This is a genomic window from Synechococcus sp. R55.8 (assembly GCF_047461895.1).
Classification (GTDB): domain Bacteria; phylum Cyanobacteriota; class Cyanobacteriia; order Thermostichales; family Thermostichaceae; genus Thermostichus.
This window is the reverse complement of sequence record NZ_JANSIB010000062.1, coordinates 1-14,337: the sequence shown is the minus strand read 5'-3', so window position 1 is coordinate 14,337 and position 14,337 is coordinate 1. Positions and strand designations below refer to the sequence as shown.

Here is a 14,337-nt window from a genome sequence, read left to right as displayed (position 1 = left end):
CGGAAAGGATGGCCTGGGATCCCTTCTTTGCGGTTTGCTGGGACGGATCCCTTTGGAGCTGAATGTTCTGGGTTGGTATCTTGGATCCCTGATTGATCTGGAGCTGGATTTAGCGGGTTTCTTGATAGCGGTGGTAGATTTCCAGAATTTCGCTGCGTCCTCGGTTAAAGGCGGCCACCACTTGCGGGTCGAAATGGCTGCCGCTGTTGTCTTCTACAAACTGAAAGACCTCATTCAAAGCCCAGGCTTCTTTGTAGGGGCGACGGCTGGCCAAGGCATCGAATACATCGGCTAAGGCCACAATTCGCCCTTCTAGAGGGATCCCTTCTCCTTTGAGGCCGCGCGGATACCCACTGCCGTCGAACTTCTCGTGGTGGGTAAGGGCGATGATGGCGCTCTTTTGCATCAGCTCGGAGTCGGACTTGCTGAGGATCTCATAACCAATCTCAGGGTGACGGTTCATGATCTGCCGTTCTTCTGGGGTCAGGCGCCCCGGCTTTTGCAAGATGGCATCGGGGATCCCGATTTTGCCCACATCGTGCATGGGACTGGCGTAGAAGATCAGCTCTTGCTCATGGCTGGATAGGCCCAAGTGCTTGGCGATGATGCGAGAGTAGTTGCTCATCCGCTTCAGGTGAAAGGAGGTATCTTGATCCCGGTATTCTGCGGCCAGAGACAGACAGAAGATGGTCTCGAAGTGGGCAGATTTGAGCTCTTCCCGCAATTGGACGTTTTGATAGGCAACCGCCGCCTGGGAGGCCAAGGCTTCTGCCACGCTAACTTCCAGCTCAGAAAAAGGTTGGCTCCACTCGGCCACTTGGTCAGGAGCTAGGGGGGTGGGGTGATCCGGCTTTAGGCGGTTCAACAGTTGTAGGGCGCCGAGGATCTTTCCTGAGGGATCCCGCATGGGCACAGTGAGCAAGGAGCGGGTGCGATAGCCGGTTTGCTGATCCACCTGTGGGTTAAAGGCATAGGGCCGGTCGGCGGGCAGGTGGTAGACATCTGGCAGATTCAGGCTCTCCCCGGTGAGCACCACATAGCCCACAATGCTGGAAGGGCTGAGGGGCAGGCGCAGATCCCGCAGCTCCTCATGGCGGTTGACCACGAAAAAGCGCAGTTCCTCCCCCTCTCGGACAAAAAGGCTGGCCCCATCACAGTGGGTCAGTTCTCGGGCTTGAGCAACAATCAACTCCAGCAGCCGCTGCAGATCCGTTTCTGAGGAGAGGGCGATCCCCACCTGAATCAGACGCTGGCTGAGGCGCAGGGCATCCGAGGCATCGAATTCGGTTGTGCTGGGGTGAAGACCGAAGGGGGTGGGCAGGCTCATAGCAGGGTTGGTCAGAAGCGTTCACAATGAGCGTTGACAATAAACAATGGCAGAGTCATGGGCGGCGAGCCATTTGCCCCCAGGGATCCTCACCGCTGTCCCGACTCAGTCCGGCTGGGTATCTGACACCTTCGGGGCGACCAGCAGCCCAAAAACACGCCAACACCACTCAAAGCAGCGATGCCTTACTTTAGCTCGAGGAGGCGAGAAGCGCTGTGACCCAGGTCAAGCCCAAGGGAACCGATGAGATTTCCCTGCAGCTCGTTGTGGGCCTGGGCAATCCCGGCCCTCAATACGCCAATACCCGCCACAATTGCGGCTTTATGGTGGTGGATCGGCTGGCGCAGCGCTGGGGGATCCCGTTGGTTTTGGAGAAGCGATTCCAAGGTAGCTACGGAGAAGGGTTTGCCCTGGGAGGAAAGCGACGCTTGCTCAAGCCGGAAACCTACATGAACCGTTCCGGCCAATCGGTGCGGGCGGTGCTGGATTGGTACAAGTTAGATCTCGCCTCTGTGCTGGTGGTGTACGACGATATGGATCTGCCGCTGGGTCGTCTGCGCCTGCGGGGATCCGGTTCTGCCGGTGGGCACAACGGCATGAAGTCCATCATTCAGCACTTGGGGAGCGAAGGGTTTCCGCGGCTGCGTTTGGGGGTGGGCAAACCCAGGGGCAGCCAAGATGTGGTCGGGCATGTGTTGGGTGGATTCGCCCCTGCAGAACAAGAGGTGCTGGAGCGGGTGTTGGATGTGGCGGTAGAGGCCGTGGAGTGCTGCTGGCAAGAGGGACTGATGACGGCCATGAACCGGTTTAATCCTCTGGATCTGTCTGGGCCACCGTCCGATCCGGATGGATCCAATCCTGCACCGGGCCAAGGCGAGGCTTCCTCCTGAGGAGCAGCTTGTCCTGGATTGCCGGTTCTGAGGGGTTTTCCAGGAGAGGAAGTGGTAAGGGCTTCGTCCTGCTCATGGGAACGTCTGTGGAGACAATACTCCAGATAAGTATCAATTATCTGGAGTATAAGAGTGCCTACCTGGGCGTTGCCAACAGTTCCCAAGGGAGGTTAGCTTCTGTAACAGTCTTCCAGCAGAAGGGCGAAAGGAATGGGAACGGCAGCGTTCCCACCAGGGCCGGCCCGAGACAAAAAGCTGTTCATCATTTGAGGGTGAGATCTTGCTGTTGAACAACCTAGATTCAGTGTTGCTTGCTGTTGAAGCCGCTGCCCCCCTTGAACCGGAAGGGGCTGCCAATCTTTTACCCCTGATCTTGGCGGCGGTGCTGATGGCTCTGGTGGTCATCTATCTGGCCAGCCGTATTGCCGGAGAAATCGCCGTTCGCCTCGGCTTTCCGCCGGTGCTGGGAGAATTGCTGGGGGGCGTCGCGGTAGGGGCCTCCGCTCTGGGGTTGCTTGTCTTCCCAGAAGGACAAGTTTCCGGCCAAGAGCTGCACACCTTGGCTCAATCCTCAGCACTGATGCAATTTCTGCAAGCCACTGCCGGACTCGACGAGGGATCCCTGGTGCAGGTGTTTTCCTCCCAAAGCCAGATCATCGACATCCTCTCCGAGATCGGGGTGATCGTCCTTTTGTTTGAAATCGGCCTCGAGTCGGATCTGGCCGAGCTGTTGCGGGTCGGCCCTCAAGCCGCAGCCGTAGCCGTCATCGGGGTCGCTGTGCCTTTCCTGGCCGGAACCCTGGGCTTGCTCTACCTGTTTCATGTGCCCGTTATCCCCGCCATATTTGCCGGCGCTGCCCTCACAGCAACCAGCATCGGCATCACCGCCCGCGTCTTGGCCGAGCTGCAAAAACTCACCTCCCCAGAAGGACAGGTGATCATCGGTGCCGCCGTCTTGGATGACGTGTTGGGCATCATCATCTTGGCCGTGGTGGCGGGCTTGGCCAAAAACGGAGAAGTCAACCTTTCCGATATTGGCATCATCATCCTCAGTGCCATCGTCTTCTTGGTCGGCTCCATTGTTTTGGGGCGCCTTCTCAGCCCCTACTTTGTTGCCCTTCTCAACAGCCTGAAGACCCGAGGTAACCCCCTTCTGCCCGCCCTTGTGCTGGCCTTTCTGCTGGCTTATGTAGGGCAAATCATTCATCTAGAAGCGATTTTGGGCGCCTTTGCCGCTGGCTTAATCTTGGCCGAAACCGAGAAACGGCAAGAGCTGGAAGAACAGATCAAGCCCATTTCCGACCTACTGGTGCCCATCTTCTTCGTCTGCGTTGGGGCCAAAACCAACCTTGCCGTACTCAACCCCACCCTCCCCGTCAACCGAGAGGGGCTGATCATTGCCGTCTTCTTGATCGGAGTTGCCATTGTGGGCAAGCTAGCAGCGGGCTTGGGGGCCTTTGGCAAGCCGGGCATCAACCGCTACGCCATCGGAGTGGGCATGATTCCCCGGGGTGAGGTGGGCCTGGTGTTTGCCGGTGTGGGGGCCGCCAGTGGGGTTCTCTCCGATGCCCTCGATGTCAGCATCATCGTCATGGTGATTGCCACCACCTTTGTCGCTCCCCTCTGGCTGCGGGGAGTATTGATCGAGGAAGCCAACTCCCCCCCCTCCCTCCTGGACTTGCAGGCAGAAGCGTCAGAGCAAGAGCGCAAAGGCGGCGCCGACGAGACCGCGTCATCGCTCCCAGACTCAGAACGGGTGGGCATCCCCGAGGGTTAAGTTATCTCAGCTTCCCCCTCAAACGCCCCCAGAGCGTCTGCAACAGCAGCCGCAGCGGATGGCGACGTCGGGGCCTCACGCCTTCAATCTTCTCCGTCGTCTCCTCTTGGGGCAAAATTGCCTGCATCGAGGGCGGATCAAACCGCTGCATGGTTGTGGAGCGCCGATCCACCACCTCCGCCTTCACGCTGCGAAAGCTTACAGACTGGAGATACCGCTGAAAATCTTCGTCTGACAACTGGCGAATGCAGTACTGCATCCGCACCTGATTCCCCAACAGGATCTGATCCCCATCCTTGAGATCCCAGCTCAAACATCTCTGCCCATTCACCGAGACGCCGTTGGTGCTGCGCTTGCCCTCGATATTGCCGTCCAGCAGCCGGTAGGTATACTGGCCATCTTTTTGGGGTAGCCGCAGCAGCAGCGCGTGTTGCCGGGAAACCGCCGCCGAATCGATGACAATCGCATTGCTGGGATCCCTGCCGATGGAATAGGTGGCAGCGCTGAGGGCCACAGCCCGCCGTCCCTGCTCATCATCGATCACCAACACATGCCAGATTTGGGAGGGGGAAGACTGTGCGCCGGTAGCCATGGTCTGGGGCCTTGAGGGGGAGCTGGGTTGACCGTCGAAGTCGCAGTGCAGGCCCCTTTCGTGTTAGCGGGCTGGAAGCCACACCTCAGCCCATTGCCCAACCCTCGGTGAACCGCTGTGGGGAGAAGGTCAACGAGGGGGAGACTCGGCAAGAGAGGGGCTTTCCCCCATAATAGTAAGGCAGAGCTTCTGCAAAAAAAGAGGATAGCTGAAACGTGAACACGACTCCAACCCCAACCCTCCTCGAAGCCCTTCCCCCGATCCACCCCGGCGTTGCCGTCCGGGTCATCAACCCCAACGACACCTACTACTGCTTCGAGGGACAGGTACAGCGGGTTACCGACAACCATGCCGCTGTCCTCTTTGAAGGCGGCAACTGGGACAAATTAGTCACCTTCCGCCTCACAGAATTGGAAGTGGTGGACAAATCCCGCCCCTAGCCCTGCTCTCCCCTGTCCCTTTTGGCATCTCCCCATGCGCAGCCATTGGCAGGAACCTTTCCTCTGGATCCATGCCGCCGGCATCCTCCTCTTCCCCTTGTGGGTGGGGCTGACCCTGATCGGGCTGGCCACAGGGGATCCCCTCCTGCCGGTGGGGGCGGAGCAGGCTTGGGTGGCCGTGGTGGGCATTGGGCCGGTCTTTGCTATGCAGTGGCGCAAACCGTTTGACATCTTTAGCGTGTGGGTGGCCTCTGTCCCCCCAGAAGAACTCACCCTCGAGCAGCGCCGCATCTTGGCCGCCTTCCTCAGCCCCGAACACAAGATCTTGACGCTGTTGGCGGCAATCCTGATGCTGGAAGTCGGTGAGCGCCTCTACGACTTTGCCCCCCTCTTTGCCCCGCTCACCCCTGGCAACGGCACCCGTCTGGCAGGCCTAGCCATAGCTGCCTTTGGATTTTGGGGATCCAACCTATTCTTGCAGATCCCCATTGCAACGATACGGGTACTCCTCCTCAGCGAGCCGGAGCTGGCCCAAATGGATCCCGTCCCCGTCGAGGAGATCGAAAGCCGCTTCTCCGTCCTCGGCAATCGCCGCAGCCCACTCCTGCAACGGCTGCTGCACCGCATCTCCGGCCAGGATTCAGAAGGCACCTCGAAAGACCAAAAAGACAAGGTTAAAAACAGAGCGACAGAAAACCCCCAGCCGGAATCCGAGAAGCGGGATCCCTCTGGGGAAGTTGCCATGCCGGCCCCTGAAACTCCCCCCGATCCCACCCAAGGCAAGCTTCCGCAAAAGCTGTAGCACAATGTTAGATTGGAAGCAATCCAAGCCCTGTGAAATCCAACCATCGGCATTCCCCTGATCTTCGAGGCTACCGCACCGGCAATGGCGAGCAACTTTTCTTTCCGCTTCAAGCAATTTACCCAACGCCTCAGAGAAACCACCCAACTTCCCCAGTTTTTCACCGATCAAGCCACCAGTGAAACCCAAAACCTCGCTCGGGAGTTGGCTTTGGTTGGGGAATACGCCACTCAGCTTAGCCAAGTGGTGATGGAGGTGGACTTTCTCAACCAGCTCTACACCCGTCTTTTGAACGAGCGGGAAGTGTTGCAGCAGGAAAAAGATCACTTGGAAGCGCGGGTCTTTGAGTTGCAACAGGAACGCAACGAGACGGAGCCCCAGGTGATGTATTTGCGAGAGCAGCTCAGCCAGGCCAGCTTTCAACTGGAACAAACTCAAAACCGGGAACGCAGCCTTAGCGAGCGAGAACGACAGTTGTCGGAAATTGTAGCCCAACTGGAGCGACGGCGGGCTGTACTCAACCAAGCCATCGAAAACCTCACCAATCAAGAGGCCGATTACACCGTTCGCACCAAAGAACTGGAGGCGGTCGTCCGGGAAAACGAAAAGAAAGCCAAGCAGTACCTGGAAGCTGCCAACCACTACCGCGCCTACCTGGAAGAGCTCAATGCGCAAGTGCAAGAAACGCAAGCCAAGCTGAGAAGCCTTGGTGTCGAGCCCAAGCCCGCCGACCTGCCTCGACTTGAGGATCTGGAAAAACCCACCCCCATCCCAACACCGCCTCCTGCTTACACGCCGCCCCTTCCCCAACAGCCCCCTCCACCCCAGCAGAGTGGCTATTGGTCAGATAGTCCTTTCGACGACGACCCCTGGGGATAGACTATCCTGCCAGGATCTATAAGCCAGCTTTGCGACAAAGCTCAGTGCTCTCTGCCCTAACCGGCCTTGGGGATGCCTGGGCGCTCACGTACCCTGGAAGAAACCTGTTGCAAGGGATCCGCAGGATCTCCACTGGGGATCCCGAGCCTCGAGATTCAATATTCAATTCGATGGGTTTCCTGCCCGGCCAAACCTATGGAACCGACCCTGCCGGATTTACAAGCCCTTAGCCAATGGGATCGACAGTTCTGCCAGTTTGCTGAGCAGCAACAGCTCCTCAAGCCCAAACAACTGGCTCTGGCCCTGAAGATCCAACGGCAGCAGCACGGCCCTCTAGCCTTGATCCTCTGGCAGTTGGGCTTTGTGGGCCTGCAACACCTGGCTCAGTTCTGGGAGAAAATGCCCGGCGGAGCCGAGCTCGAACTGCTCGAAGACAGGGCCCTCGGTGGATGAAAGGTGCCCCCTTCCCCCACTCGCTTTTCCGCCAGAAGAGAAGAAGCAAGCAGATCCCTCTTGCTACCCAACGCTGTCGCCACCAGGCAGCAGATCCTTGGGATCCTCCGGTGGGGGCAGATGCGCCAGATCCACAGGCGAAGGGGATCCCCCCAAAATTCGCACCTGGATCCCCTTGATCACGACATAGAGCACCGGCACCACCAGCAAACTGAGCATTGTCGAGACGAACATGCCGCCGATCACCGCCGTGCCCAGAGACTGACGGCTGGCGGCCCCGGCCCCGCTGGCCACTGCCAGCGGGAAAATGCCCAGGATAGTGCTCAGGGCGGTCATCAGAATGGCGCGGAAGCGCGTCTCGGCTGCTTGGGTGGCAGCTTTGAGCAGTGGGATCCCTTGGGCAACCAACTGGTTGGCAAACTCCACAATCAAGATGGAGTTTTTGCTGGCCAGCCCGATCAACATCACCAACCCGACTTGGCAGAAGACGTCGTTGGTCAAGCCCCGCAGCAGTTGCGCCAAAAGAGCCCCAAGAACCGCCAGCGGCACCGCCAACAAAATGATCAAGGGATCCACACAGCTCTCAAATTGCGCCGCCAGCACCAGGAAGACGAACACCGAGCCCAAAGCAAAGATCAGCGGCGCCTGTCCTCCCGAATCGATTTCTTCCAGCGACAGGCCCGACCACTCGAAGCCAAACCCCTGCGGCAACAACTGGGCGGCTAGAGTTTCCATAGCCCGAATCGCTTGCCCTGAGCTAAAGCCCGGCAGGGCGCTGCCCTGAATTTCCACCGAGCGGAAGAGGTTGAAGTGGTTGATGATGGCCGGGCTGGTGGTCTCCTCCACCTGAACCAGGGTGCTCAACGGCAAGAGCTGCCCCTGCCCACCCCGCACGTAGAACTGGCCGATGCTTTCCGGGTTACCTCGGAATGCTTGATCCGCCTGCACATAGACCCGGTAGTTGCGGTTGAACAGGTCGAAATCATTGACGTAGGTGCCCCCCAGCAGCGTCTGCAGCGTGCCGAAGACATCCAACAGAGGGATCCCCAACAACTGGGCCATCTCCCGATCCACCTGTACTTCTAGCTGCGGCGAATTGGCGTTGAAGGTGGGCGGGTTAATCCGCAAGCCCAAGGGGGGTTGGCCCGGCGGGGGCGGCGAGTTGCCCACAAAAAACAGGGTGTTGGCCGTCTGCTCCAAGAGGTTGAAATCGTTCACCCCCCGATCCTGAAGCTGGAAAGTAAACCCGCCCGCAACCCCCAAATTGGGAATGGCCGGCGGCAGGATCGGGATCACCAATGCGCGGCTGATCCCGCCCAAAAAAGGCCCAAATAGCCGGTTGACAATCGCTTGCGCCGATTGCTCCGGTTGCCGCCGCTCTTCCCAGGGCTTGAGGGTGGCAAAGATCAGCCCATTCCCCGGCGAGGGCCCGGTAAAGCTGAACCCCCCCACGATCACCCGATTTTCGATCTCAGGGATCCCCTCCAAAATAGCGGCGGCCTGCCGGATCACCCTGTCGGTATAGTTGAGGGAAACCCCCGGCGGCCCCTGGACAATGGTGATGAAAAAGCCCTGATCCTCATCCGGCACAAACCCCGTCGGCACAATTTGGAACAGCCAGTAGGTGAGGCCCAAACAGGCAATAAACCCCGTCACCACCAACAGCCGCAGCTTCACCACCAGCTCCAGCAGGCGGCAGTAGGCCGCTCGGATCCCTTCCACGGCGCGGTCAAACCAGCGCAGCAGCCAAAACATCTGCTCTGAGCGGGGGCGAATTAGCAGCGCCGACAAAGCCGGAGCCAAGGTAATGGCATTAAACGTGGACAGCGAAACCGACACGGCAATGGTGACGGCAAACTGCTGGTAGATGCGACCGCTGGTGCCAGGAAAGAAAGCAACAGGCACAAATAGCCCCAGCAGCACCAGCGTCGTGGCGATCACCGCCCCCAACACCTCGTTCATCCCCGCCGAGGCCCCCTGCAGAGGCCGCATGCCGCGGTCTCGGATGTAGCGGGAGATATTCTCCACCACCACAATGGTGTCGTCCACCACCAGACCGGTGGCCAGGGTGAGGCCGAACAGAGTCAAAGTGTTGATGGAAAAGCCAAACAGGCGCACAAAGGCGAAGGTCCCCAGCAGCGCCACCGGAATTGTAACGGTGGGAATGAGGGTGACGCGCCAATCTTGCAAAAAGATGAACAGTACCAGCACCACCAGGGCAATAGCCTGCAGCAGGGTAAAAATCACCTCCTGCACCGACTCGGTAATGAACAGGGTGGCGTCGAAAGGGATCTCGTAGATCAAGCCGGGCGGAAAACTCTCCGCCAGCTGCGCCAACGTCTGCCGCACCTGCCGCGACACCTCTAGGGCGTTGGCATCCGGTTGTTGGGTGATGGCGATCCCCACCGCCTCCTGCCCCCCGATGCGGAAGAACGTATCGTAGCTTTGGGCCCCCAGCTCTACCCGGCCCACATCGGCAATGCGCACCAAGCTGCCATCGGCGTTGGCCTTGAGAACGATCTGGGCGAACTCCTCCGGCTGCGACAGCCGCCCCGTGGCCTGGACGCTGATCTGAAACTCCTGATCCGGGGGGCTGGGCTGGCCGCCAATTTGGCCGGCGGGCACCTGGATATTCTGCTGGCGCACTGCGTTTACCACATCCAGAGCTGTCAGACCATAGCTGGCCAGCCGCGTCGGATCCAGCCAGATGCGCATGGCATAGGTGCGCTCCCCGAAAATGATGACATCGCTGACGCCGCGGATGCGCCGCAAAGCATCCCGCACAAACAGCTCCGCGTAGTTGCTCAAAAACAGCTCGTCGTATTCCCCCGCCTCTGAGCGCAGCGCCAACACCAGCACAAAGGCGCTGTCGCCGGCCTTTTCCACGCTGATGCCGTTTTGGATCACCTCCGCCGGCAGCCGGCCCTGGGCCCGCGCCACCCGGTTCTGCACATCCACAGCCGCCGTGTCCAGATCCCGATCCGGGCTGAAGGTAACGGTGATCTGGCTGGTGCCGTTGCTGCTGCTCACCGAGGCGATAGACCGTATACCCTCGACGCCGTTGATCTCCTGCTCCAGCACATTGGTTACCGCCGTCTCCACCGTCTCGGCGTCGGCCCCAGGATAAACAGCAGTCACCCTCACCGCTGGCGGCGCCACCTGTGGGTAGTAGTCCACCGGCAGTAGGGGAATGCTCACCGCCCCCACCAGCACGATCAGGATGGAGCAGACGCTGGCAAAAACAGGGCGGCGAATGAAAAAGTCAACAAACATAGTCCAGCGCAGTGAGGAGTGAAAGGGGATAGCTGAGTTGGGAAACCGCCGGAGAGAGAGGACCTAGGGCGGGGATCCAGGAGGTCTCCCTCCCCCTTGTGGCTGCATCCTCTGCTGAAAAAGCACCTCATCGACAATCGGGGCGCCATCGCGGATTTTCTGCAGGCCGCTCAGCACAATTGGCTCATTGGCCTCCAAACCCTCCAGCACCTCATAGCTGTTTCCGTAGATGGATCCCAGCTGCACCGGCCTTTGCACCGCCACCGCCCCCGGGGGCATGCCCTCTGCTGGCGGCTCCGTTGTCTGCACCGTGTAGACAAAGGTTTGCGCCCCCAAGCGGGCCACCGCCGTCACCGGCACCAGCAAGGCCGGCCGCTCCTCCCAGATGACCCGAGTCCGCACAAACTGGGCCGAGCGCAACTGGCCGGCAGGGTTCTCCAGAAGAGCCTTGGCCAGCACCGATTGCGTGGCGGCGTTGGCTTCGGGAGCAATGAAAGAGATTTGGCTGCTGCCGATCACCTCGCCGCGGCTATCCAGGATCTGCACCGGCGTGCCAATGCGCAGCTGGGGGGCCCGCTGCAACGGGATGTTGAGGTTGAGCTCCAGCGCCTGGGTTTGGGTCAAGGTGGTCAAAACCGTCTGAGGCGTCACGTAGTCCCCTTGCCGCACCAAAACATCCCCCACAATGCCGGCAAAGGGAGCTGTAACCTGGAAAAACTGCAGTTGCACCTGTTGCCGCTCCGCCTCGGCCTGGGCTCGCTGCACCTCCCGCTCTGCCCGCAAGATCGCGGCCTCCTGAGCGCGGATCTGCTCCTGTTGCGCCGCCAAAGCCGCCTCCGCCTGGCGCAGGTCGCGGCTGGATTGATCCGCTTGCGCCTGGCTGATGGCCCCCTCGGCCAAGAGGCGCAGGTTGCGCTCGTGCTGCTCCCGGGCAAACTCCGCCGCTGCCTCAAGCCGCAGCCGATCCGCCCGCAACTGGCTGAGCACGGCCCGGCCGCTCTCCAGGTTGGCTTGGGCTGCGGCAATCCCCGCCGTTTGGCCGGCCACCGCCGCCTGTTGCTGCCGGCTGTCGATCTCAAAGAGAGGGGCTCCGGCAGCCACCTGGGATCCCAGCTGCACGAACACCTGGGTCACCTGTCCACTGACCTGAGGGCGGATACTGGCCACCTGCTGGGATCCGAGGCTGGCCATGAACTCTGAAGTCTCTTCGATTTGCTGTTCCTCTACCCTGCCGACGGCCACTGGTGTGGGTTGGCCTTCTCCGCCCCCTTCACCCCCCATGCTGCGAGGTGGCCCGCCGGGCCGGCAAGCAGCTACCAAGAGAGAAAGGCACAACAGCGGCAGAGCTGTTCGCAGTTGCATCGTGAACCTGCCTCCCTAACGGCTATCCCAACAGAGGGATCCCACCTCTGCATTGACTCAATCAACCAGGGTACTGAGACTGTGCCCTGCTGCGCCTGTGCAAAAGCGCTGGCCATCCTTCCCAATCCATAGCTAGGGTGGATGCGTGACATCCTCCCGGCGCTCGTCCTGTGGATAGAGCGCGGGCCACCCTTCCCGTCAGCAGGACGGAGTCCTTACCTCGCGGTCGGGCATTCCTGCCCCACGCCACTTGTCTGGGTCTACAACCCCCGACAAAACGACTGGACAAGTGGCTTCCCTTCCCCAGCCTCCCTGGCTACTGCCAGCTTGCAAAACAAGTCTAATCCACAGGGAACGGTGCATCGGCAGACAGGATGGACTCCTGCACCCAGGAACCCCTGTCCACCGGCCAAGAGCAAGATGCTATCCACTCCTTAGGTTTCCCGCAAAGTGTAGTTGTATACGCGCCGGCCAATCTCCAGCCACGCCAACAGCAAGGCCTCCGTCCCGCTACCGCGAGCGGCTTGTTGGGAGGCATCTGGATCAATCCGGTACTTGTAGGTTACCGCCAGCATAAGTAGGTTTTACTACAGATTTCGCTCAGAGGTATGGCGGGGATCCCTGTATCCCGGTGCTCACCCTGCGGGTAGAGTGCAGGACTGATTGCCCCTGCACCTCCGTTAGTTAGCAGATGCGGGATCCTCACCAGTGCGCCGTTGGCCACAGTCTACGGCCCGCTTTGCGAATAGCCGTTTGGGCCATCCCAATCCCAAAGGATCCCATCTCTGCACCCCAAAGTTGCCAAAGTTGAATGAAGCTTATGATTCAAGCCGAGCCAAAAAGATTCGGCACAATGGGGAGAGCCATTTCACCAAGCTGTTGAGGACATCGCTATGGCCTACAAACTCTGGATCGACGGCCAATGGGTCGATAGCCAAGGGGGGGGCCTGATGACCATCGAGAACCCGGCCACCGGCGAGAAACTGGCAGAGGTGGTGGATGCCAGCCCTGCCGATGTGGATCGGGCGGTGCAGGCCGCCCAAACAGCCTTCTACGATGGCCGTTGGTCGAAACTCACCCCCGGCGAGCGCTCCCTGGCCCTCTGGAAATTGGCAGATCTGATCGAGGCTCGTGCCCCAGAACTGGCTCGTGTGGAATCGGAAAACACCGGCAAGCCCTACGAGTTCCTCAGCTTAGGGGGAGATTTGCCGTTTGCGGTGGATAATCTGCGTTTCTTCGCCGCTGCCGCCCGCGACATCCATGGCTTTAGCGCCGGGGAATATGCCAAGGGCTACACCTCCCTCTTTCGCAAAGAGCCGGTGGGGGTGTGCGCTCAAATTACCCCCTGGAACTATCCGCTGATGATGGCCGTCTGGAAGATCGGCCCCGCCCTGGCCGCCGGCTGTACGGTGGTGCTCAAGCCCGCTCCTGCCACCCCCCTGACCACCCTGATGCTGGGGGAACTGATCGCCGAGGCTGGGATCCCGCCCGGGGTAGTCAATATCGTTACCGGAGGCAATGCCACCGGCCAAGCCCTGGTGGAGCACCCCCAGGTGCGCATGGTCAGCCTTACCGGCTCTACCGCCACCGGCAAGCAGGTGATGCGGACAGCGGCAGATACCCTGAAGCGGGTGCATTTGGAACTGGGGGGCAAAGCGCCGTTTATCGTCTTCGAGGATGCGGACGTAGAGACCGTTGCTGCCAAGGCCACATTTGCTGCCACCGTCAATACCGGCCAAGACTGTACGGCAGCCACCCGCGTCTATGTGCACGAGAGCAAGCTGGCGCAGGCGCAAGAGGCCATTGTAGAAGCCATGCGCAAAGTAACGGTGGGATCCCCTTTCGAGGCGGGAGTGGAGATGGGGCCTTTGGTCTCAGCAGCCCAGCGGGAGCGGGTGATGGGATTTGTGGAGCGGGCCAAAGCAGAGGGAGCCAAGGTGCTGACCGGCGGTCGGATCCCTTCCCAGCTTGCCCAGGGCTACTACTATGAACCCACGGTGATTGCCAATGTCGATCAAAAAGCGGAGATCGTACAGAGTGAGGTTTTTGGGCCGGTTCTCACGCTCGGCTCGTTTCGCGAAGAAGCGGAAGCGCTACGCTTGGGCAATGACGTCCTATACGGGCTGGCGGCTTCTGTGTGGACTCAAGACATCGGACGAGCGATGAGGTTGGCCGCCGATCTGGAGTTCGGCACCGTCTGGATCAACGACCATATTCCCATTGCCTCTGAGGCCCCCCATGGCGGCTTTAAGCAATCGGGATTTGGCAAAGATCTCTCGGCAGAAGCGGTGCGCGACTACCAAATCACCAAACACGTGATGATTGCAACCCGCTGAAGTGATGCCCATTTTGAACAGAAGATGACCACCAAACAGCGGCGGCTCACCAGGGGTATTCCCAGTCGCCGTAGGCCATTGGTGGCCTTGATTCCGACCTACCCCTTCCCCTTGGGAGAGGGCTTGGGGAACTGTCTGGAGCCGGTTTGGAACCTGATACATTCACGCTGAACTCTCCTGAACATGGTTCAGGAAAGAAGCGATCG

The 14,337-nt window shown here is 59.9% G+C and carries 12 protein-coding genes; 7 read left to right on the top strand and 5 right to left on the bottom strand.

The window, feature by feature from the left end; translation table 11 throughout:
• Window positions 1–109: 109 nt before the first annotated feature.
• Window positions 110–1,327, bottom strand: a complete 1,218-nt coding sequence (locus NW829_RS07640) for an HD domain-containing phosphohydrolase (protein ID WP_414416798.1) — start codon at window positions 1,325–1,327, stop codon at window positions 110–112.
• Between the two features lie 215 nt (window positions 1,328–1,542).
• On the opposite strand from NW829_RS07640, the gene pth reads away from it, so the two are divergent.
• Together pth and NW829_RS07630 are read left to right on the top strand one after the other, a co-directional pair.
• Window positions 1,543–2,217: an aminoacyl-tRNA hydrolase gene (gene pth, locus NW829_RS07635; protein ID WP_414416797.1), complete on the top strand. Its 675-nt coding sequence runs from the start codon at window positions 1,543–1,545 to the stop codon at window positions 2,215–2,217.
• A gap of 307 nt (window positions 2,218–2,524) precedes the next feature.
• On the top strand, window positions 2,525–3,994 hold the full coding sequence (locus tag NW829_RS07630) for a cation:proton antiporter (RefSeq protein WP_414412994.1): 1,470 nt from the start codon (window positions 2,525–2,527) through the stop codon (window positions 3,992–3,994).
• 1 nt (window position 3,995) lies between these two features.
• Here the strand turns inward: NW829_RS07630 and NW829_RS07625 are convergent, their stop codons facing one another.
• Window positions 3,996–4,586: an FHA domain-containing protein gene (locus NW829_RS07625; protein WP_414412990.1), complete on the bottom strand. Its 591-nt coding sequence runs from the start codon at window positions 4,584–4,586 to the stop codon at window positions 3,996–3,998.
• Window positions 4,587–4,801: 215 nt separating this feature from the next.
• On the opposite strand from NW829_RS07625, the gene NW829_RS07620 reads away from it, so the two are divergent.
• From NW829_RS07620 to NW829_RS07605, 4 genes are all read left to right on the top strand, one after another.
• Window positions 4,802–5,026, top strand: coding sequence for an NAD(P)H dehydrogenase subunit NdhS (locus NW829_RS07620; protein WP_414412989.1), 225 nt, complete (start codon window positions 4,802–4,804; stop codon window positions 5,024–5,026).
• A gap of 34 nt (window positions 5,027–5,060) precedes the next feature.
• Window positions 5,061–5,828, top strand: coding sequence for a low-complexity tail membrane protein (locus NW829_RS07615; RefSeq protein ID WP_414412988.1), 768 nt, complete (start codon window positions 5,061–5,063; stop codon window positions 5,826–5,828).
• 84 nt (window positions 5,829–5,912) lie between these two features.
• Entirely contained in the window at window positions 5,913–6,707 is a 795-nt protein-coding gene (locus NW829_RS07610; RefSeq protein WP_414390040.1) for a hypothetical protein, read from the top strand.
• A gap of 195 nt (window positions 6,708–6,902) precedes the next feature.
• Entirely contained in the window at window positions 6,903–7,160 is a 258-nt protein-coding gene (locus NW829_RS07605) for a DUF2949 domain-containing protein (protein WP_414355602.1), read from the top strand.
• A 63-nt stretch (window positions 7,161–7,223) separates the two neighbouring features.
• Here NW829_RS07605 and NW829_RS07600 read toward each other — a convergent pair whose 3' ends face one another.
• From NW829_RS07600 to NW829_RS07590, 3 genes are all read right to left on the bottom strand, one after another.
• On the bottom strand, window positions 7,224–10,433 hold the full coding sequence (locus NW829_RS07600; protein ID WP_414416796.1) for an efflux RND transporter permease subunit: 3,210 nt from the start codon (window positions 10,431–10,433) through the stop codon (window positions 7,224–7,226).
• Window positions 10,434–10,496: 63 nt separating this feature from the next.
• Window positions 10,497–11,795 carry an efflux RND transporter periplasmic adaptor subunit gene (locus NW829_RS07595; RefSeq protein WP_011432359.1) on the bottom strand — a complete coding sequence of 433 codons (1,299 nt, stop codon included), beginning with the start codon at window positions 11,793–11,795 and terminating at the stop codon, window positions 10,497–10,499.
• Window positions 11,796–12,229: 434 nt separating this feature from the next.
• Window positions 12,230–12,370 (bottom strand): hypothetical protein, encoded by a 141-nt coding sequence (locus NW829_RS07590; RefSeq protein WP_414384465.1) that lies wholly within the window; start codon window positions 12,368–12,370, stop codon window positions 12,230–12,232.
• A 318-nt stretch (window positions 12,371–12,688) separates the two neighbouring features.
• Here NW829_RS07590 and NW829_RS07585 point away from each other — a divergent pair, with 318 nt between their 5' ends.
• A complete protein-coding gene (locus NW829_RS07585) occupies window positions 12,689–14,131 on the top strand; it encodes a gamma-aminobutyraldehyde dehydrogenase (protein WP_414344852.1) in 1,443 nt (480 codons plus the stop codon).
• Window positions 14,132–14,337 lie beyond the last annotated feature (206 nt).